Annotated in this window: 22 protein-coding genes; 9 read left to right on the top strand and 13 right to left on the bottom strand. The window is 55.2% G+C overall.

Going from position 1 to position 20,521, the window contains the following annotated elements:
* Positions 1-357, top strand: a 357-nt coding sequence (locus H5P30_RS22780; RefSeq protein WP_425504939.1) for a hypothetical protein, incomplete at its 5' end; no start/stop codon positions are given.
* Here H5P30_RS22780 and H5P30_RS18355 read toward each other — a convergent pair.
* The 3 genes from H5P30_RS18355 to H5P30_RS18365 form a co-directional block, all read right to left on the bottom strand.
* The gene (locus H5P30_RS18355; RefSeq protein WP_185691314.1) at positions 337-591 is read right to left on the bottom strand and encodes a type II toxin-antitoxin system RelB/DinJ family antitoxin; all 255 of its coding nucleotides are present in this window, start codon (positions 589-591) and stop codon (positions 337-339) included. The genes H5P30_RS22780 and H5P30_RS18355 overlap by 21 nt on opposite strands.
* A 110-nt stretch (positions 592-701) precedes the next feature.
* Positions 702-1,091, bottom strand: coding sequence for a RidA family protein (locus H5P30_RS18360; protein WP_221774404.1), 390 nt, complete (start codon positions 1,089-1,091; stop codon positions 702-704).
* A 70-nt stretch (positions 1,092-1,161) separates the two neighbouring features.
* On the bottom strand, positions 1,162-1,401 hold the full coding sequence (locus H5P30_RS18365; RefSeq protein ID WP_185694371.1) for a hypothetical protein: 240 nt from the start codon (positions 1,399-1,401) through the stop codon (positions 1,162-1,164).
* A 4-nt stretch (positions 1,402-1,405) separates the two neighbouring features.
* Between H5P30_RS18365 and H5P30_RS18370 the strand changes: the two genes are divergently transcribed.
* A complete protein-coding gene (locus H5P30_RS18370) occupies positions 1,406-1,738 on the top strand; it encodes a hypothetical protein (protein WP_185694372.1) in 333 nt (110 codons plus the stop codon).
* 24 nt (positions 1,739-1,762) lie between these two features.
* On the opposite strand, the gene H5P30_RS18375 is transcribed toward H5P30_RS18370, so the two are convergent.
* The 3 genes from H5P30_RS18375 to H5P30_RS18385 all read right to left on the bottom strand — a co-directional run bounded on the left by H5P30_RS18375 (position 1,763) and on the right by H5P30_RS18385 (position 3,204).
* Complete coding sequence (locus H5P30_RS18375) at positions 1,763-2,266, bottom strand: hypothetical protein (protein WP_185694373.1); 504 nt, start codon at positions 2,264-2,266, stop codon at positions 1,763-1,765.
* 1 nt (position 2,267) lies between these two features.
* Positions 2,268-2,798 carry a DUF6694 family lipoprotein gene (locus H5P30_RS18380; protein WP_185694374.1) on the bottom strand — a complete coding sequence of 177 codons (531 nt, stop codon included), beginning with the start codon at positions 2,796-2,798 and terminating at the stop codon, positions 2,268-2,270.
* A 115-nt stretch (positions 2,799-2,913) separates the two neighbouring features.
* Positions 2,914-3,204: a hypothetical protein gene (locus H5P30_RS18385; RefSeq protein ID WP_185694375.1), complete on the bottom strand. Its 291-nt coding sequence runs from the start codon at positions 3,202-3,204 to the stop codon at positions 2,914-2,916.
* A 464-nt stretch (positions 3,205-3,668) separates the two neighbouring features.
* Between H5P30_RS18385 and H5P30_RS18390 the strand changes: the two genes are divergently transcribed.
* A complete protein-coding gene (locus H5P30_RS18390; protein WP_185694376.1) occupies positions 3,669-5,009 on the top strand; it encodes an integron integrase in 1,341 nt (446 codons plus the stop codon).
* A gap of 463 nt (positions 5,010-5,472) precedes the next feature.
* Here the strand turns inward: H5P30_RS18390 and H5P30_RS18395 are convergent, their stop codons facing one another.
* From H5P30_RS18395 to H5P30_RS18415, 5 genes are all read right to left on the bottom strand, one after another.
* Positions 5,473-5,610 carry a hypothetical protein gene (locus H5P30_RS18395; RefSeq protein WP_185694377.1) on the bottom strand — a complete coding sequence of 46 codons (138 nt, stop codon included), beginning with the start codon at positions 5,608-5,610 and terminating at the stop codon, positions 5,473-5,475.
* A gap of 137 nt (positions 5,611-5,747) precedes the next feature.
* Complete coding sequence (locus tag H5P30_RS18400) at positions 5,748-5,885, bottom strand: hypothetical protein (protein WP_185694378.1); 138 nt, start codon at positions 5,883-5,885, stop codon at positions 5,748-5,750.
* Positions 5,886-6,447: 562 nt separating this feature from the next.
* Positions 6,448-7,548 carry a methylmalonyl Co-A mutase-associated GTPase MeaB gene (gene meaB, locus H5P30_RS18405; protein ID WP_185694379.1) on the bottom strand — a complete coding sequence of 367 codons (1,101 nt, stop codon included), beginning with the start codon at positions 7,546-7,548 and terminating at the stop codon, positions 6,448-6,450.
* Positions 7,545-9,713, bottom strand: a complete 2,169-nt coding sequence (gene scpA / locus H5P30_RS18410) for a methylmalonyl-CoA mutase (RefSeq protein ID WP_221774405.1) — start codon at positions 9,711-9,713, stop codon at positions 7,545-7,547. Before scpA ends, meaB begins: the two co-directional genes overlap by 4 nt.
* Positions 9,714-9,762: 49 nt before the next feature.
* On the bottom strand, positions 9,763-11,877 hold the full coding sequence (locus H5P30_RS18415; protein ID WP_185694380.1) for a methylmalonyl-CoA mutase family protein: 2,115 nt from the start codon (positions 11,875-11,877) through the stop codon (positions 9,763-9,765).
* 138 nt (positions 11,878-12,015) lie between these two features.
* On the opposite strand from H5P30_RS18415, the gene mce reads away from it, so the two are divergent.
* The 6 genes from mce to H5P30_RS18445 all read left to right on the top strand — a co-directional run bounded on the left by mce (position 12,016) and on the right by H5P30_RS18445 (position 17,890).
* Entirely contained in the window at positions 12,016-12,420 is a 405-nt protein-coding gene (mce, locus tag H5P30_RS18420; protein WP_185694381.1) for a methylmalonyl-CoA epimerase, read from the top strand.
* 77 nt (positions 12,421-12,497) lie between these two features.
* The gene (locus H5P30_RS18425) at positions 12,498-14,051 is read left to right on the top strand and encodes an acyl-CoA carboxylase subunit beta (protein WP_185694382.1); all 1,554 of its coding nucleotides are present in this window, start codon (positions 12,498-12,500) and stop codon (positions 14,049-14,051) included.
* Positions 14,052-14,081: 30 nt separating this feature from the next.
* Entirely contained in the window at positions 14,082-14,471 is a 390-nt protein-coding gene (locus H5P30_RS18430) for an OadG family protein (RefSeq protein WP_185694383.1), read from the top strand.
* Positions 14,472-14,671: 200 nt separating this feature from the next.
* Complete coding sequence (locus tag H5P30_RS18435; RefSeq protein ID WP_185694384.1) at positions 14,672-15,058, top strand: biotin/lipoyl-containing protein; 387 nt, start codon at positions 14,672-14,674, stop codon at positions 15,056-15,058.
* 49 nt (positions 15,059-15,107) lie between these two features.
* The gene (locus tag H5P30_RS18440; RefSeq protein ID WP_185694385.1) at positions 15,108-16,259 is read left to right on the top strand and encodes a sodium ion-translocating decarboxylase subunit beta; all 1,152 of its coding nucleotides are present in this window, start codon (positions 15,108-15,110) and stop codon (positions 16,257-16,259) included.
* 128 nt (positions 16,260-16,387) lie between these two features.
* Positions 16,388-17,890 carry a butyryl-CoA:acetate CoA transferase gene (locus H5P30_RS18445; RefSeq protein WP_185694386.1) on the top strand — a complete coding sequence of 501 codons (1,503 nt, stop codon included), beginning with the start codon at positions 16,388-16,390 and terminating at the stop codon, positions 17,888-17,890.
* 144 nt (positions 17,891-18,034) lie between these two features.
* Here H5P30_RS18445 and H5P30_RS18450 read toward each other — a convergent pair whose 3' ends face one another.
* Together H5P30_RS18450 and H5P30_RS18455 are read right to left on the bottom strand one after the other, a co-directional pair.
* The gene (locus H5P30_RS18450; RefSeq protein WP_185694387.1) at positions 18,035-18,433 is read right to left on the bottom strand and encodes a hypothetical protein; all 399 of its coding nucleotides are present in this window, start codon (positions 18,431-18,433) and stop codon (positions 18,035-18,037) included.
* Between the two features lie 1,393 nt (positions 18,434-19,826).
* Complete coding sequence (locus tag H5P30_RS18455) at positions 19,827-20,516, bottom strand: 3'-5' exonuclease (RefSeq protein WP_185694388.1); 690 nt, start codon at positions 20,514-20,516, stop codon at positions 19,827-19,829.
* Positions 20,517-20,521 lie beyond the last annotated feature (5 nt).

Consider the following 20,521-nt stretch of genomic DNA (forward strand, 5'->3'; position numbering starts at 1 on the left):
CGGAAAGGTGTATCACGCAGTGTAGCGCAGCGAAACGGAGTTGATACGATCGACTGGATGGAGCTATTTTTTGAAGAGGTCACTGTGGCTTCCAGAGCGTTCCAAGAAGAGTGTATCAGGTTCATTTCTATAAATCAGAATCCAGTTAGTCTCAACGTGGCAGTCTCGGGAGCCCACCCACTTGCCGATCAAGGCATGATCGCGATGCTTTTCTTCGAGAGGCGCGTCTGCGGCAAGTATTCGAACGACATCACCAAGCTTCTCGAGGTCCTTTCCCCTTTTCTTCAGGCGCTTAATATCCTTCTTGAATTGGCTGGTTTGGATGACCGGCTTCATTCACTTCCAGCTGTCAATTAGAGCATCCGCACTTTCGAAACGCTCCAGATTGCGACCCGATCGGGAGTCTTCCAAAGCCTGTTCTGTTTCTTCATTCGGGATTTCCACAGAAAAGGGAAGACCATTTCGCAGGGTGATCTGAGTGTAAAACATACGAATGGCCTCAGTGGGGCTCATTCCAAGGCGATGGAGAATCGTCTCCGCCTTTTCTTTCGTCTCCGGATCGATGCGACTGTGAATAGCTGCTGTTTTCATGTCTCCCAATGTGTGGCATATGCAACACAAGTCAAGCTGGCTTTACTTTCTCCATCGTGGGAGGTGAGCCGCGAGCGGTTAGCGAGTTGGTTCAACCGACTTGTTCGGCCCTAGGTGTTGAGTATGCAATCGGCCTCGATTTCAACTAACCAATCTTCTCGTATAAATCTTGAAACTTCTACGAACGTCGATGCAGGCTTGATATCTGAAAAAAGTTCGCCATGTGCGTTTGCTGCTAACTCCCACTGAGTAACGTCTTTAAGAAAAATTCGAGTTCTATTAATATCCTTCAAGGTAGCTCCAATTTCCGATATAGCTTTTTCAATAATAAATAGGCAGGTTTTGGTCTGCAGGTAAAGATCTCCTGGGTGAGCGGTTGAGCCATCAGGGTTGATCGGAGCAGTTCCAGAAACGGATATGACATTTCCGACCCGTATCGCTCTGGAGAATCCGATTGAGTCTTCATATGGGGAGCCTGAAAGAGCGTGTAGTCTATTCATCATTTCTTGCCGAACGACAAGATGAGTCACAGATGAGCGCAGCGAAATCTGTTGATCTCAATCGCCTTGTTCACTCCTTGGATTTCCTATTAAAGCCAACCCAATCAAACGTGCAATTGTCATACATTTTGTGCTCTGATATTCGACGCTCCATTTCACTTTCTGCTTCGTCAGGTGTATTAAAGTCTGAAACGACATCATTTTCTCCACACTCTGGACATATAAATACAAAGGAATATTTCCCCTTAACTGGGATGATAGAATTCCCGAAGCCATCTTTTCTATTATAATTTATTTTAGATTCTTTCATAATTATGGATATAAAACACTACAAATACGCAGTGGGCAAAACGATCAAAAAAATAGGGATCGACCCACATAAATATTCACTTCGGATTATATTAGATGACGATACGATGTTGTGGGTTACGGTCGGAACGGGGGACGAGTTTCTTTTGGGGGCAGGGGTTCATGCAAATGTAAGGCCTAAAAACTCCTTTGGAGACATGGATCATGTAGAGTGGTTTGATTCTTCTTTTAGTGAACGTAAAGGTGTATCATGTAGTGATTCGCCGCAGGGCGGCGATAAAACGGAATTGATACCACCGACTGGATCTACACCCGTTTGGCTAGGAGGTTTAAGATGATTATATTTGAGTTTCTGATGATATCTATCGCCATTTTATCTCTGCTTGCAGCACTCTTTTTTGCAGTGAGCATATGTCTTTCGATACTGTTTCCAAATGTGAAACAATATCTTCCCGACAAATTTTTTCTTGGACCATTTGGCCCTCCGAAATAGGGGTGGTTTTGACGTTCCAGTATATGGTTAATTTATCATTTATATGGTCTAACTGATATCGATGCCAGTTGACATCTTGGAGCAGTTGGCCCTCTAGAATTCCAGCAACTCGACTAAGCCAAATTATAATTCCTGTAGTATCGAAGGACATATTCGGCCATCCATGTTTGCCGAAAATTTCCATCATCTGCAACGCCCTGTCATTATTGAATTTTAATCGTTCTACCAATGCCTCCTTGGCTAATTGGCTTTCTTTTTTGCGATGAGAAACTTGGATGCGCCAAGAAATAATTATAGCAAAAATAGAACCAAGGGCGGCTCCTAAAAAAGCATACCAAATCTGGACGGGATCTAATAGGGCACACAGGCTCATTTTAGAAGTCCATTTTAAGCTCAACTCCGCTGGGGAGCTTAAAGAACAGCTCTTTCTGATCCTCTGTGTATTTCGTGTCTAGTGGGTAATTATTCTGCTCAATCCAATTGGTAGCATTTTCTGAAACGTAAGCTTCTTCATCTAGCAGTTCTTTCAATGTGACCTCACTCTTCCCAGTCTCTAAAAAATACTGCCAGCAGCCGGAAATTATGGATCGAAGGGCATTCATACCGTTGATTGCGTTTTCTTCTTTTATCCTAAGCTCTTTATAATACTCGATTACCTGAGTTCCACTCATACCGTTAAGCTTTTCCTTCCGCTTGAACGCTGGTTCCAAGTAGTCTGAATTGTGTATTGAAATATACACGATAGCTCTTGCGAAATTATCTTGTTCGTTTTTGGGCAAGGATTCTGAGACCAAATCCACAGAATCTTCTAGAGCTATTCCGCTCGATGTGTCGATTGTTGGTTTGCTGCACGAGGCAAAGAAAATAAGCACGAGACTTAGGGCGAGATATTTTGTTTTCTTCATTTCATTTCTTTTGTAGATCGTAAAGATGGGGTATCCAGTCAAAAAGTCCCAGTAAAAGCTGGAACTAACTCTGGATTACCCCCATCGTGTGGTTCTGACCAAATTGGAATATGGGCTAAGTATTGGAAAAGTCTGCGTAAAAAACTTTATTTTTTTCATCCCACGAAACGCTATCTATCATGGAGTGATCGATATACAGACAAGCACTACCAAAAACTCCGTGAGATAGATTCTCGTCGCTAAGACCAATGATTGATGAAGAACAAGCTCCTCTGGAGAATGGGGTAATAGAGAGTGTCCCATTTTTCCATTCTTCGGTTTTTCTCGTTTTAAATCGAATGGGTTTTCGGTCGAAAAATGTTTTTAGGAGCCTTTCTGGTAAAAATATTTCTGGGGGATTTTCCATTCTTTTATTTTAGTTTATTATGAGTAAAAATTTATTTTCAGAACAGTGTTATCTGCGTAACTCAGTTTCGGATATTCCGGATTTTTCCAGGAGGAGCCCGCATGCGGGATTGGCTGGGAAATCGGATAATCGTTGGTTCATTACGCGTTGGTTATGAATAGGGTTATGAAATCAGATCGCTTTCCGGGGTTTGGTTTGTTTGGCAGGTATTCGCCGACCTTTCAACCGGAAGAAGCGTAATTCCGGAGCAACTTGTCAGTCAATTGAAAACCAACTTTGATTCGGAGTTTCGGAATTTAGGGGCGCTTGATTTATGGGAATCCTGAAAAGATATCGATAAGAATCTGATGGATATTCGCTTAGGGATTTTTGTACTGTGATTGGTTTCAAGGGGTATATGGAAATTGCGAAACTAAAACTTTTGCCTTGCCCAAATAGTGAACAAAAGTTCACATAATGATACTATGTCGAAAATCGTGCACTTTCCTCGGTGGGCCGAAATTCTGGACCAAGATGATTTACCGGATCGGGATCGGAGGAGTTTTGCGGTAACCATTCGGTGGTATCTGAGCTGGTGTCGCCAAAATAGTTGTGGAGCAACGGTTGATTCGGCCCGCGAGTTTATCGGGTGGGCGGCCGAGGAAAAATCCGCGCAGGATTGGGCGGTAGAGCGCTGGAAGGTGGCTTTGCGCTGGTTTTTTCGGGGAGCCATAAGGCAGAATGGGGGAAGTCAGGCGGGATTTCCCCGGCAGGCTCATCGGGAAGCGGGGCATTTTGATTGCTATGGCCGTTTCGGTAGCAAGGAGCTTTCGGTAAACGATGCCTCGGCCGAGCGCGAGGAAGCGAGAACGGGAGAGGAAGAGAAGATTCTGGCGCTAATGCGCAGACGAGGGATGGCATTGAAGACGGAACGAACTTATATGCGGTGGTATCGCGACTTTCTACGATACAACTCTTCGAAAAAGGGCTTCTCGATGACTGGCAAGGGTCTGAAAGATTATCTGGACTATCTGGCGATGAAACGGGCCGTCTCGTCTTCGACGCAAAAGCAAGCGCTCAATTCATTGGTTTTTGTGGCGAGAGAGGTCTTTGGTCTCGAGCTCGGAGATATTGGAGATTTTGTGAGGGCGAAGAATCGGAAGAAGATACCGGTTGTCATGAGTAAAGAGGAGACCCGGCGTTTTTTCACGGAGCTAGAGGGGGAGAAGCTTCTCATGGCGCGTATGCAGTATGCCGGAGGATTGCGGGTTTCTGAGCTGATGCGTTTGCGGATTCAGGATTTGGATCTCGAACGTCATCAAGTGGTCGTTCGATGCGGGAAAGGTGGTAAGGATCGGGTCGCGCCACTCTCCGGGAAACTGGTGGATGAATTGCGCGAACATTTGGTTTCAGTACGACAAATCTTTGATGTCGATGTGCAAAGAAGCGACTTGTCGGGCGTACATCTGCCGGAAGCGCTGGCGCGCCGTCATTCCGGTGCGGGGCGGGATTGGCGCTGGCAGTGGCTTTGGCCGAGTCGCGAAATCTCGAAGGATCCACGGTCGGGGGTTCTCCGTCGACATCATGTCTTGGATCGAGTTTACCAAGCGGCCGTGAGTGCTGCGGGAAAACGTGCCGGCCTGAACAAGCGGGTGACCAGTCACACCCTGCGGCATTCTTTCGCCACGCACCTGCTCGAAGCGGGCACGGATATCCGGACGGTCCAGGATCTTCTCGGACACAAGAGTGTGGAGACTACCCAGATTTATCTGCACGTGATGCAGAAGCCGGGAGCCGGGGTGAGGAGTCCGCTGGATTCGTTGTAACTCCCCTCCCCTTTGGTCGGGATCTGCAAACGTAAGAAGGACGCGGATCCGCTACAGTTCTTCTGAAAAAATCAGTTCCCCACTCCTCAATTTGCCGGGAGGGAGCGGGTGCCAGCCGAATCCACGCACAAGGCGTACAAGACGTTTCATCCGCACGCTTCCCACTGCGAACCGGCTGGGTTCGGCGGCGCCTCCGTTCTCTCGGAGCGCTGAATTCATTCTGCGGTCCGTGGTCGGGACTTCGTGATCTATTCCGGTGCGGTTGAATTTCCTCGGCGATGCGTAGAAACGGCTCTCGCCGTTCCTCTCCAATGGGAGGACGCATGAGACTATACCGCTCCATCGGGGCGGAATTCATTCCGCGGTCCGTGGTCGGGACTTCGGGATCTATTCCGGTGCGGTTGAATTTCCTCGGGGATACGTAGAAACGGCTCTCGCCGTTCCTCTCCAATGGGAGGACGCATTAGATATACTGCTCCATCAGGGCGGAATCAATTCCGCGGTCCGTGGTCGGGACTTCGAGATCGATTCCGATTCGTTTGAATTCTTCGGCGATGCGTAGAAACGGCTCTCGCCATTCCTCTCCAATGGGAGGACGCATTAGATATACCGCTCCATCGGGGCGGAATCAATTCCGCGGTCCATGGTCGGGACTTCGGGATCTATTCCGGTGCGGTTGAATTTCCTCGGCGATGCGTAGAAACGGCTCTCGCCGTTCCTCTCCAATGGGAGGACGCATTAGATATACCGCTCCATCGGGGCGGAATCAATTCCGCGGTCCATGGTCGGGACTTCGGGATCGATTCCGGTGCGTTTGAATTCTTCGGGGATGCGTAGAAACGGCTCTCGCCGTTCCTCTCCAATGGGAGGACGCATTAGATATACCGCTCCATCGGGGCGGAATCAATTCCGCGGTCCGTGGTGCGGTTGAATTTCCTCGGCGATGCGTAGAAACGGCTCTCGCCGTTCCTCTCCAATGGGAGGACGCATTAGATATACCGCTCCATCGGGGCGGAATGAATTCCGCGGTCCTTGGTGGGGACTTTGCGATCTATTCCGGTGCGGTTGAATTTCCTCGGGGATACGTAGAAACGGCTCTCGCCGTTCCTCTCCAATGGGAGGACGCATTAGATATACCGCTCCATCGGGGCGGAATCTATTCCGCGGTCCGTGGTCGGGACTTCGCGATCTATTCCGGTGCAGTTGAATTTCCTCGGCGATGCGTAGAAACGGCTCTCGCCGTTCCTCTCCAATGGGAGGACGCATTAGATATACCGCTCCATCGGGGCGGAATTCATTCCGCGGTCCGTGGTCGGGACTTCGCGATCGATTCCGGTGCGGTTGAATTTCCTCGGCGATGCGTAGAAACGGCTCTCGCCGTTCCTCTCCCATGGATTCGAAATCGCCAAGAAACGGCTCTCGCCGTTCCTCTCCGGTTTTACTGGATGGCGGATTCGACGGCGGAGCTTACGGGCAGGGTTCCGTCGGCGACTTGTTTTTCGAAGTCTTCGACGCGGGTCTTGGTGGCCTCATCGGCGAAGAAGCGGTTGAGGACCGTTTCTTTGAGCAAGGTGCGGAACCACTCGACGTTCTGCCGACGGCGTTCGTTCTCGTGCACCCCACTCGCTTTTGTTTTCTCGAGGAAATCGGTGATGAGGTTCTCGATGCGTTCGAGTCCTTTGCCAGAAATGGCCGAGCAGGTCATGGCCTTGGGTTCCCAGCCTTCGGTGTAAGGCTCGAGGAAATGAAGGATGCGTCCATATTCGCCCCGGGCGGACCGGGCACGGGTAATGTTGTCGCCATCGGCTTTGTTCACGGCGATCGCGTCGGCGATTTCGATGACTCCCTTCTTGATGCCCTGAAGCTCGTCTCCGGCACCGGCAATCTGTAGGAGGAGGAAGAAATCAACGAGAGAGCGGACGGCGATCTCGCTCTGCCCCACCCCCACGGTTTCGACGAGGACGGTTCCGTAGCCTGCCGCCTCAACGAGAATCATCGCCTCCTTCGTGCGGGAGGCGACTCCCCCGAGGGTGCCGGCGGATGGCGATGGGCGGATGAAGGAGTTCGGATGACGACTGAGCAGCTCCATCCGAGTCTTGTCGCCCAAGACGCTCCCCCCGCTCCGGGAGCTGGAGGGATCGACGGCGAGGACGGCAATCTTCTCGCCCCGTTCACACACCCGCAGGCCGAAGGCTTCAATGAAGGTACTCTTCCCCGCACCGGGCACGCCGGAGATCCCGATCCGCCGAGCCTTCCCCGCGTGGGGAAGGCAGGCAGTCAAAACCTCACGGGCGACTTCAAGGTGGGCCGGTGCCTTGCTCTCGACGAGGGTGATCGCGCGGGCAAGCCGCATGCGATCCCCCGCGAGAACGCCCTCGATGAGCCATTCCGGATCCGGAAGCTTAGATCGCAACCGGGCAAAGCTGTTGCCCAGGCGTCCTCCCTTCTGCTCGGAATTGCCCTTTCTCACCGTAGTGGTGAAGAACGCCGGATCGGCGCCCTTGGGTGTCCATTCGGGTTTGGAGTCCCCTTCACTCATTGAAGAAGCAGCTCGAGAATCTTCTTCGCCGAATCCGGGATGACCGTTCCGGGACCGAAGATCGCGGCGGCACCGTTTTCGTAGAGGAAATCGTAATCCTGAGCGGGAATGACCCCACCGCAGACGATCATGATGTCCGGACGACCGAGCTTCTCGAGCTCACCGCGGAGGGCGGGCAAGAGGGTCTTGTGTCCAGCAGCGAGGGAGCTCATGGCGACGACGTGACAGTCGTTCTCCACGGCCTGACGGGCGGTTTCCTCCGGAGTTTGGAAGAGCGGCCCGATGTCGACGTCGAAACCGAGGTCCGCGTAACCGGAGGAGACCACTTTGGCCCCACGATCGTGACCGTCCTGCCCCATTTTCGCGACCATGATGCGCGGGCGGCGCCCTTCGGCCTTTTCAAATTTTTCTACGAGTTGGTTTACTTCGTCCACTTTCTCACTCTTTCCGAATTCCCTGCCATAGACTCCCGATACCGAGCGAATTTGCGCCCGATAGCGACCAAAATGTCCTTCCATCGCGTCGGAGATTTCCCCGAGGGATGCGCGTTTCTTCGCGGCTTCGACGGCGAGCTCGAGAAGGTTGCCCTTGCCCGATTCGGCAGCGTCGGAGATCGCCCCCAACGCTTGCTTCACCGCGGTGTCGTCCCGCTCGGCCCGGAGTTTCTCGAGGCGCTTGATCTGGGAGAGACGGACGGCGGTGTTGTCGATGTCGAGAATATCGAGCGGATCTTCCTTATCGAGGCGGTACTTGTTCAAGCCGACGATGGTCTCCTTGCCGGAGTCGATACGAGCCTGACGACGGGCTGCCGCTTCTTCGATGCGCAGCTTCGGAATCCCCTCTTCAATCGCCTTCGTCATACCGCCGAGCGATTCACATTCCTGGATGTGGGCCCAGGCCTTGTGCATCAGCTGATGAGTCAAGGCTTCGACGTAGTAGGATCCGCCCCATGGGTCGATGACGTTACAGATCCCGGTTTCTTCCTGAAGGAAGAGCTGGGTGTTCCGGGCGATGCGGGCCGAGAAATCGGTCGGCAGCGCGATCGCTTCGTCCAGGGCGTTGGTGTGGAGCGACTGCGTGTGACCGGTGGCCGAGGCCATGGCTTCGATGCAGGTGCGAACGACGTTGTTGAACGGATCCTGCTCAGTCAGCGACCAACCACTGGTCTGCGAGTGCGTGCGGAGCGCTAGGCTCTTCGGGTTCTTCGGCCCAAACTGGTTGACGATCTTGGCCCAGAGCATGCGGGCGGCGCGCATCTTCGCGACTTCCATGAAGAAGTCTTTTCCGATGGCCCAGAAGAAGGAAAGGCGCGGGGCAAAGGCGTCGACCGAGAGGCCGGCGTCCGTTCCCGTGCGGAGATATTCCAATCCGTCGGCCAGGGTGTACCCCATTTCGAGGTCGGCGGTGGCCCCGGCTTCCTGCATGTGGTAACCGGAGATCGAGATGCTGTTAAACTTCGGCATGTTCTGCGAGGTATACTCGAAGATGTCGCCGATGATCCGCATGGAGGGCTTGGGCGGATAGATGTAGGTATTCCGCACCATGAACTCCTTCAGGATGTCGTTCTGAATCGTTCCGGAGAGTTGATTCAATTCGCAGCCCTGCTCGAGACCGGCGACGATGTAGAAGGCCAGAATCGGAATCACGGCCCCGTTCATGGTCATCGAGACGGAGACCTGATCGAGCGGGATGCTATCAAAGAGGACCTCCATATCGAGGATGGAGTCGATGGCGACCCCAGCCTTTCCGACATCGGAAACGACGCGCTCGTGGTCACTGTCGTAACCGCGGTGGGTGGCGAGGTCAAAGGCGACCGATAGCCCCTTCTGCCCGGCGGCAAGATTCCGCCGGTAGAACGCGTTCGACTCCTCAGCGGTGGAGAACCCGGCGTATTGACGAACCGTCCAGGGGCGGAAGACATACATCGTGGCGTAAGGCCCACGCAGATACGGAGGCAAGCCGGCGGTGAAGTCGAGGTGCTCGTAGTCTTCGCTATCCTCCTCGGTATACAGCGGATTCACGGGAAAACCTTCGAGGGTATCGGAGACCCATTCGGAGACGGGGCGGCCCGTTTCTTCGAGAACGGATTTCTCCCAGTCCTCCCGGCTCATAGGCTCGGGGGCCTGGGTTCCGACGTCGATCTTAGTAAAATCGGGATTGTTCATGATTTTATCCTAAAAGTATTGATTCTGTTACTGAGTAGATCCCGGCGTGTTACGAAGCTGCACCGATGGCGACTCCGGCTTTTTCAAGCATTTCCCGGTTGGTTTCGTAGTTGTCACTCTTGATCCAGATGAATGTATCCATCCCGGCCTCACGGAACGACGCCTCTTTGTCTCCCGGATGTCCGGCGAGAACCACGGTGCAATCCGGAGCCTTTTGCTTCAGCGCTTTGGCAAAGGGAACAAACATCTCGGCGTATTGATCGTCGACACCGCAGATCACGGCGACCCGTGAACCGGAGGCGACAAAGGCCTCGGCGGCGGCGTCCGCATCGTCAAAACCGTTGGGATACTCGATGTCGAATCCTCCCGAGCTAAAGAAACCGCGGGTGAAGTCGGCCCGGATCTTGTGCTTCCGCAGTGGTCCAAGGTTGACGAGGTAGAGTTTCGGCGGAGTGCCGTTCTTCTCCTCGAAAGCAAACGCTCCCTTGCGAAGATATTCGAAGTTTTCGGCGAGACGATGATGGGTGAGCGCCGGCACTTCTTCAAAGACGCCGACTTCCGGAAGCAGAGCCCGGCGGAAATCCCCAACGGTGGCTCCCATGCGGGCGGCATCGACGAGAGAAACCGAATCTTCGAGGTCCACCTTCAGTTCCGGGTGCTCTTTGACCGCGGCACTGCGCTCTTCGACCAGACCGCGGTAATCCGGCAGTCGAGGGTCGAGAAGTTTCTCGGTCAGGTTGGCGTAAACGTTCGTCCCGATCAGAGAGAAGCGGCGCTGATTGAGGCGTTTCTGCTGATCGGCCCGGGATTGGCCGCACATCTCTGCGACTTTCCCCTTGCGGAAGGCCTCGGCGATCCCGCCCTCGGCTTCAATTTCCTGGAATCGGCTCCAAGCCGCCTTCACCACTTCGTCCGTCAGAGATTCGACATACCAGGATCCGCCAGCCGGATCGACCACGCGGGTCAATTCGCACTCTTCGGCGAGAATGGTGTGGGTGTTGCGGGCGATTCTCTGCGCGAAGGCATCCGACTCGCGAACGCACTCGTCAAAAGTGCCAATGGTCAGAGCCTCGAGACCGCCGAGAACTCCACAGAACGACTCGGTCGTCGTCCGCAGCATGTTTACATACGGGTCGAAGGTCGTCTTGTTGAAGCGTCCGGTGCGTCCGGTGGCGCGCATTGGAGTTGGCTCTTCGATGCCAAAGGATTCCTGGATCCGGGCCCAAGCGATCCGGGCGGCACGAATTTTCGCCAGCTCCATAAAGAAGTTTGATCCCAGCGAGAAGGTGAAAACGGTCCGCTTGGCCACATCGGCGGCGGCGATTCCTCGCTTCCCGAGCTGGCGGATGTACTCGACGCTCTCCGCCAAAACCAAGGCGAGCTCGTCCACGGCAGATCCACCGGCCATGTGGAAGGGAATGCCCGAGCAGCCGACGAGGCCGAAATTGGGCAGAACGCCATCCAAAAGGTCAAAGGCGGCCTTCAACTGATCCATCATGGAGTCGTAAGGAATCGGCAGCGCGCCGGCCCCCACCCAATGTCCGATCGGGTCGGCGTGAAAGGCTCCGCGCAGCTTTACCGGATCCACTTCGTTTTCTTCACACCAAGCGGCGAGAAAAGCAGCCATGGGGACGACCGCGCATCCGGGCTTGAAGTGAATCGAAATCGCTTCGGAAACCACTCCTGCCAGAGCCTTCTTGAGGTCGGCGAGTTGAGCGAGTGATAGACCGCAGGCACCGACCTCGCCCTCTCCTGCTTCGGATGGGTCATGCAGGAGCGAGGTGGCCATATCGAGGGAGATCATGGCACCCGTCTGGCCCTTTTGCAGGGCGTCGAGCAGTTGCTTGTTATACTCGGCCGGATCTCCGGCGGTAATTTCCTGAACCGAATCCCACGGAGCGTCCAAATAACCCGCCGACTGGGACGAGCGCGGACTGGCGACCGCTCCCGGCATATCGGCGAGGTGCGGAAGACCTTCGACCGACTCCTTGCGGTAGATCGGCTGCAGGGTAATCCCCTCCACCGTCTTAGTGAGCATTTTCTTCTCGAATGGTGCTCCTTTCAAGAGGGCCTCTGCGGCTGATTTCCAATCCGCATAGGACGGGCGTGGGAACTCATCGAGAAGAGTCTTCATCTCGTTGGTAGTATTAGTTTCTTCGCTCATGGCTTGTGGTATAAATAAGCTATACTTACGCAATAGAGGGCAAGATCACGCTTTTGGTCAATTAATTTTTTTTATCAAAATTACAGTTTGACTTTAGATTCTCTAATCCTAAAACCGTATTCGAACCTACTAAAAATCATGATTCAAAAAATCGATCATCTCGGAATTGCAGTCCGCAGCCTCGCGGAAACGATCCCTTACTATGAGAAGGCTCTTGGCCTCCACTGCCACGGAACCGAAGAAGTAGAGTCCCAAGGAGTAAAAACTGCTTTTTTTGAAGCTGGAGACGTTCATATTGAACTTTTGGAACCGACGAATCCGGAAAGCCCGATTGCCAAGTTCCTCGATAAAAATGGAGAAGGAATCCATCATATAGCGTTTGCGACCGATGACATCAAGGGGCAACTGACCAAGGCATCCGACGAAGGAATTCGCCTCATCAATCAGGAACCATTTGAAGGAGCCGCCAATAAGATGGTAGCCTTCCTCCATCCCAAGAGCACCCACGGAGTTCTCACCGAACTTTGCATGCCCAAGGAATAGTTCCCACACCACAACATTTCACCCTCGAGAAAGACTGAACGAGATCACGATCGGACAACCACTGCCCTCACCCAACCATGGCTATTGATCCTAAATTACTTGAAGAACTAAAGAATCGCCGCGAAAAGGCCCGCAAGGCCGGCGGAGAGGCGAAACTGGAAAAACGCAAGGCCAAGGGCCTTCTATCCGCTCGCGAGCGGCTGGAACGCTTCTTCGAACCCGGCACCTTCCAGGAGTTCAGCATGCACGCTTCGCACCAGTGCACCAACTTCGGCATGGCGAAAGTCGAGCTGCCGACTGACGGTGTCATCACCGGCACCGGTTACGTCGATGGTCGCCCCGTAGCGGCTTACAGCCAAGACTTCACCGTTGGCGGAGGCGCACTCGGAAGCATCCATGCCAAGAAAATCTGCGACCTGATGGAATTCGCCCACGAAAACGGGATGCCCGTGGTCGGGGTGAACGATTCCGGCGGAGCCCGCATTCAGGAAGGAGTCGACTCCCTCTCCGGCTACGGAAAAGTCTTCTTCAAGAACGTCTATCTCTCTGGAGTGGTCCCGCAAGTCGCCGTCATCGCCGGCCCCTGTGCCGGAGGCGCCGCTTATTCGCCAGCCCTGACGGACTTCCTGATCATGACCCGCGAGAACGCCAACATGTTCATCTGCGGACCGGGAGTGATCCAATCCGCTACTGGGGAAAAGGCCTCGCTGGATCAATTCGCCACCGCCGCAGCGCACGCTTCGGTCAGCGGAAACATCCACCTGATCGCCGACGATGACGGACACGCGATGGACCTCGCAGGCGAGCTCCTCAGCTACCTCCCCTCCAACAACTTGCAGGATCCTCCCCACGAGCCGACCGAACAGGTCAGCCAAGGCAAGGATCCCGGCATGAATGACCTCGTCCCCGGAGACTCCAAGACTCCGTTCGACGTTCACGAAGTCATCCAGCGCCTCGTCGACGATGCTAACTACTTCGAAATCATGCCCGATTTCGCCCGAAGCCTCGTCACCTGCTTTGCCCGGATCGACGGGATCGTCGTCGGCATCATCGCCAATCAGCCGATGGTGAAAGCCGGAACGCTCGACATCGATTCTTCCGATAAAGGCGCCCGCTTCATCCGCACCTGCAACATTTACAACATCCCGCTCGTCAACTTGGTCGACGTTCCCGGCTTCATGCCCGGTCTTGCCCAAGAGCGCGGCGGCATTATCCGCCACGGCGCGAAGTTGCTCTTTGCCTACGCGGCTTCGACGGTGCCGAAGATCACCTTGATCATGCGGAAAGCCTATGGCGGTGCCTACCTCGCGATGTGCAGCTCGGACCTCGGCGCCGACCAGGTCTTCGCTTGGCCCACCGCTGAAATCGCGGTCATGGGTGCGGAAGGCGCAGTGAAGGTGCTCTACCGCAAGGAGTTGGAAAAGGCCGAAGATCCGAAGGCCCGCGAAGAAGAACTCCGCGCCGAATACCGCGACAAGTTCGCCTCTCCTTACCAAGCCGCCGAGAAGGCAATGATCACCGACGTAATCGAGCCGTCCGAAAGCCGGGCCGTCATTTCGCTCGCACTGCGGAACACACTCAACAAACGGGATAGCCGTCCACCGAAGAAGCACGGGAACATCCCTCTCTGATTGTTTTCTCCGCAAACCGCATAACGAACCATGCCCATGCAACTACCGATTCCCATCGCGGCCGCCGAATCGCACACAGCGATCAACCTCGTGGTCACTGGATTTCTCTTCGTCGTCGTCGTCCTCATGATCCTCGCCGGGATCACATGGCTGGGAGGCAAATATTTTGCCGCCCGCGACGCCGCGAAACCGCCGTTGGCCAAGAAAACCGTGAAGCCGCCCAAAACGGCGGCCCCAGCGGCTACTGCCAGCGCGGCTCCATCATCCAACGAGGGCGAACACCTGACCGCGGTCATCACCGCAGCGATTCACGTGGCCCTTCAGGACCAACGCTTCCGCGTCCGCTCAATCCGGCGCATGGCACCCGGTTGGGCCCAGGAAGGTCGACGCCAGATCTTCTCTTCGCACCGCCTTCGTTAAAGAAAGAGCGTTACTGGATAGAACCCATTCTCTCCACTGACCGATAGAGTTGCGCATCATCCCCCCCCGACAACCGGGGGAATGATCCCGGAACTGCGATCTGCCAACATCGCCCATCGGTTTTCGGCCTCACGGCCGCTTCTCCGGAAGCTTACAAACAAAATTACAAATCCAACTAGAATTACCAAAAGAAGAATATCATGAAGAAACTCCGAGTCACTGTTGACGGCAAAAGCTACGAGGTTGAGGTCGAGATCCTCGAAGAAATCGGTGGAGCCAGCTCCGCACCAGCCGCTGCCCGTCCCGCACGTCCTGCAGCCGCCGCGGCGGCTGCCCCGGCTCCCGCTGCAGCGGCACCGAAGCCCATCGCTGGTGATGGTGAAGTGCCCAGCCCGCTTTCCGCGGTCGTGGTATCTGTCGAGGTCAAGCCCGGCGACCAAGTCAACGAAGGCGATCAGCTCATCACGCTGGAAGCCATGAAGATGAACACGCTCGTCACGGCTCCGGCTTCCGGCACGGTCGGCGAGATCCTCGTCGGTGCTGGTGACGCCGTGGAAGAGGGCCAGGCTCTCCTGAAACTCTCCTAATATTCCGTCACCCATCTCCCATTTCTGAAACCGCTCTCCTCCCCTGTTCATGGACACGATTCAACAACTGTTTTCTGAGACCGGGTTCAACCACCTGAATTGGCAGATGCTCCTCATGTGGGGCATCATCGGCGTCATTTTTTATCTCGCCATTGCCAAGGGTTTTGAACCCCTTCTCCTCGTTCCTATCGGATTTGGCGCCTTGCTCGTCAACCTCCCCGACACCGGACTGCTGAATGCGCCGGTCTTCGGCCCCGACGGGACGATGGAGTCGGCGGGCGGTCTCTTGCACTACTTCTATGAGGGGATCCACATCGAGCTGTTCCCGCCGCTGATCTTCCTCGGCGTCGGGGCCTTGACGGACTTTGGTCCACTCATTGCCAACCCGAAGACCCTACTCCTCGGCGCGGCGGCCCAGTTCGGCATTTTTGCCACCTTCTTTGGTGCGATCGCTCTGGGATTCTCCTACACGGAGGCCGCTTCGATCGGGATCATCGGGGGAGCTGATGGACCGACGTCGATCTACCTGACCAGCAAGTTGGCCCCACCTCTCCTCGGAGCCGTGGCCGTAGCCGCCTACAGCTACATGGCGCTGGTGCCAGTGATCCAACCGCCAATCATGCGCCTGCTCACTAGCAAGGAAGAGCGCAAGATCCGTATGGTGCGTCTCCGTCCGGTCGGCAAGCTTGAGAAGATCCTCTTCGCCCTCGTCGTCGCCATCTTCTGCATTCTCGTGGTGCCCAGCTCTGCTCCCCTGATCGGGATGCTGATGCTCGGTAACTTCTTCCGTGAATGCGGCGTCACTGAGCGACTCGTCAAAGCGGCTCAGAACGAGATCATCAACATCGTCACCATTTTCCTCGGCCTTGCCGTCGGGACGAAGATGAGCTACGACAAGTTTCTCGATCCGAACACGATGAAGATCCTTTTTCTCGGAGTCATTGCCTTCATCATCGCCACCGCTTCCGGGGTTCTCATGGCTAAGTTCATGAATCTCTTCCTCCGCAAGGATAAGATCAATCCCCTCATCGGATCCGCCGGTGTCAGCGCCGTGCCGATGGCGGCCCGCGTCTCGCAGGTCGAAGGGCAAAAGGCTGATCCGAGCAACTTCCTTCTCATGCACGCCATGGGACCCAATGTCGCCGGGGTGATTGGCTCAGCCCTCGCCGCCGGATTCTTCCTGACCCTTCTGGGAGGATAAAACTCCCCCCATTTTGGGCGGTCCCTGCGGCGAATCCTTGAGTTTCTGATTCCGCCGCGGGGAAACCCCTCCGCCCACTTTCTATTTTTTCCAATCATTCCCATAGTAAATCCAACCGCCAGCGAACCATGGCCCTGAAAGAACTAACCGCAGAAGAGGCAGCGAGCCTCATTTCACACGGAGATACGATCGGATTCAGCGGATTCACCCCCGCCGGAGCCGCCAAAGAAATCCCGACCGCAATTGCCGAAAAGGCGAAGAAAGAACACGAGGCTGGACGCCCTTTCAAGATCGGCGTCGTCACCGGCGCCTCGACCGGGCAGTCCCTCGACGGAGAGCTGGCCGAGGCCGATGCCGTCTCCTTCCGCACGCCGTACCAATCGAATAAATCCCTGCGTCAATCCATCAACGCCGGGAAGACGCACTTCTTCGACATGCACTTGTCGCAGTTGCCGCAAAACGTTCGCTACGGATTCCTCGGCAAGTTCTCTTACGCCATCGTCGAAGCCTGTGACGTCTCGGAAGACGGACACATCGTCCTCTCGACCTCGGTCGGAGCCTCTCCCACATTCTGCCAATACGCCGACAAGATTCTGGTCGAGCTCAACGAATTTCACCCGAAGGCATTGCGTGGTTTCCACGACATCTACGAACCACTCGATCCGCCTCACCGCCGGGAGCTACCCGTATACTCCTGCTCGGACCGAGTCGGAACGGAAACAATCAAGGTAGCCCCGTCGAAGATTGCCGGAGTCGTCCGCACCAATCGCCCCGACGAGGTCGGTGGATTCAAGGAGGTCTGCCCCATCACCAGCAAGATCGGCGAAAATGTATCCAACTTCCTCGCCAGCGAACTGCGCAAGGGAGCCATCCCGAAGGATTTCCTCCCCATCCAAAGTGGGGTCGGCAATATTGCCAACGCCATTCTCGGGGCCTTGGGCCAAAACCCAGACATCCCCGCCTTCGAGATGTATTCGGAAGTCATTCAGGACTCCGTCATCTCGCTGATGGAAGAAGAGCGCATCCGCTTTGGTAGTGCCACCTCCCTCACGCTGAGCCCGGAAGTTCTGGCCCGCGTGTACGATAATCTCGATTTCTTCCGCTCCAAGGTGCTCCTGCGCCCACAAGAGCTTTCCAACCACCCGGAAATCGTTCGCCGGCTCGGCATCATCTCGATCAATACCGCAATCGAGACTGACATTTTCGGCAACGTGAACAGCACCCACGTCATGGGGAACAACCTCATGAACGGTATCGGAGGCTCGGGTGATTTCACCCGCAATGCCTACCTCTCGGTCTTCACCTGCCCCTCCGTGGCCAAGGGAAGCAAGATCAGCACCATTGTCCCGCTCGTGAGCCACATGGACCACAGCGAACACTCCGTGCAGGTCGTCATCACCGAGCAAGGCGTCGCCGACCTTCGCGGGAAAGATCCGGTCGAACGGGCTCGCCTCATCGTCGAGAACTGCGCCCATCCAGAATACCGGGATCTCCTCCGAGGCTACTTCGACAGCGTTAAAGACGGGCACACACCGCAGACGCTCGATTGCGCCTTCGCTATGCACCAGAAATTCCTCAAAACCGGGGACATGCACGGCGTCGAGTGGGCACTCCCAGGCAGCCAGGCATAACCCTTTTCCAACCATCCCCCCCTAACGCGGCTGCGACCTTCGGGTCCAGCCGCGTTTTCCGTACAGGAGTCGAAACGGCTTCGCAGTTCCGCTACACATCGCTACCGTAGAGGAACTGCGAACGTAGTTTCTCCCTGCGATCGCCTACCACTCTTTCAGTCGATCCTCGGCCCACGCATCCGACTCTTCGATCGTATCGAAGACCCTTCTTTCCCAAGAATGATCCTTCTCGTTCGCGTGGCGCAAAAACTCCTCCAGCTTGGCGCGCACTTCGGGGCTTCCCAGAACATACCCCAACAACATTTTATCCCTACGACCGAAACGTTGAGATTGATTGACGTAAATGAAGGCGTTTTTGACCTGTACCTCGCTCCCAATCACTCCCTCCAAATTCGTAAAATCGTTGAGGATGTAGCGCAAAGAGTCATACCGTTCATCGGCGATCCTCTCGTTGCACAAATTCACGACATCCTCAAAAGTGAGCACTCCTCGAAAAGTGATCGTGAGCTTACGATGATCCCATTGAAACGAATAGTTTTTCATAGCCGAAGAAATCTACGACGGGAAACCTAAGCCGCGGAACGTAGCAAGATCGCTATTGCCGTGGCAAGTGCGGAGAGACGCATGACGCCGAGATCTCTCTCAAGTAATCGAAATGCTACTCGTTGGGCGAAGTCATAAGAATACGGGCCGACGATTCTCATGGTCCTCCCCTCCTCCTCGGAGGCATTTCTCTCCAAAGAGGCAAACTTGTATTCAGCACCGCGGGAAGAAGCCTTGTGCGAATTAGACTGTATCCATTCGACCGCGATCCCCATCCCCCGGTACGCGCATGACTTGAGTCGTGCGCTCCCCCCCACCGCTTCTACGCAAAGGATCAAGCCGTAGCATCGGCGCTTCGCCGATGACTCATCCTGCCTCTCCGAATCGCCGCCCGCTCCAACGCGTGGGAGCAGGGATGCTCCCACCACCATGCCTTTCCCTCGCGACCGACTAAAGTCGGTACAACAAACCCGCTTCAACGCCAGAAAACGATTCTGGGGCCATTCGATACCATCCCCCGTACGCGCATGACTTTAGTCGTGCGCTCCCCCCCACCGCTTCTACGCAAAGAATCAAGCCGTAGCGTCGGCGCTTCGCCGATGGCTCATTTTGCCTCTCCGGATCGCCTCCCGCTCCAACGCGTGGGAGCAAGATGCTCCCACCACCATGCCTTTCCCTCGCGACCGACTAAAGTCGGGACAACAAACCCGCTCCAACGCAAAAAACGATTCTTAGATCATCCGATTCCCATCCCCCGTACGCGCATGACTTGAGTCGTGCGCTCCCTCCACCACCGCTTCTACGCTAAGGATCAACCCGTAACATCGACGCTTCGCCGATGGCTCATCTTGCCTCTCCGGATCGCCGCCCGCTCCAACGTGCGGGAGCAAGATGCTCCCACCACTATGCCTTTCCCTCGCGACCGACTAAAGTCGGGACAACAAACCCGCTCCAACGCAAAAAACGATTCTTAGATCATCCGATTCCCATCCCCCGTACGCGCATGACTTGAGTCGTGCGCTCCCCCCACCACCGCTTCTACGCTAAGGATCAACCCGTAACATCGACGCTTCGCCGATGACCCATCCTGCCTCTCCGAATCGCATCCCGCTCCAACGCGCGGGAGCAAGATGCTCCCACCACCATGCCTTTCCCTCGCAGCCGACTAAAGTCGGTACAACAAACCCGCTCCAACGCCGAGAACGATTCTGACGCCATCCGATCCCGCCCCCCGTACGCGCATGACTTTAGTCGTGCGTATCGTCTTCACGCCTACCCCACCGTGGAAGACGATGCTCCCTTTTTCGCTCTGCGAGCTACGCAGGGCAAGCGCCCAGATGCCCTGCCGCTCGAAGATCAACGCCTCCTGAATTCGGCCAAACCACTCCCGCCCCTATCTTCGGGGCCTGCGGATCGGCAGATCGGACAACCGCAACGGGCGCCTCAACCGGCTCCGCAAATCCGCACAGAGGACGATGAGGATCTGAGCGGTCAGGAAGGTATCCCCCGCCGCAGTGTGACGATCCACCACCTCGATCCCCAGTTGCATGCAGACTTCTTCCAGCGAAGGTGGCCGCTGATTCGAGTAGCCAGTCCGCCGAAAGGCGGTCAGTTCCTGCATGGCGAGATGCGCGGTATCCAGAGACCAATTGCGCAACTTGACTCCACAATGCTCCCGCATCGCACGATTCAAAAGACACAGATCAAACCCAATGTGATGACCGACCAGCAGATGACTTCCAAATAAAGGGAGGCACTCTCGAATTACTTCGGATTCCGGTCGTCCTTCCGCCGTCTTCGACGGAAGAATACCGTGCACTTCGATCGCCTGGTTCCACTCCGTTTCCGGCTGATAGATCGTCCATTCCCGAAAACTGCCAATGACCATTTCGCCCCGATCCACTGCGACGGTCGCCAGGGAGAGCAATTGATCCTTCGCCCGATCCAGACCCGTGGTCTCGGCATCCAAAACCACAAGATGCGAGTCTTCCACTTTGGCCCGACGGGAGAAGGATTTCCGGCAGCCCTTCCAGTATTCGGCCACAACCGGATCGGAGGGAGGCGACTGGAAAAATCGAAACATTCGGC

Source organism: Puniceicoccus vermicola (genome assembly GCF_014230055.1).
Taxonomy (GTDB): domain Bacteria; phylum Verrucomicrobiota; class Verrucomicrobiia; order Opitutales; family Puniceicoccaceae; genus Puniceicoccus; species Puniceicoccus vermicola.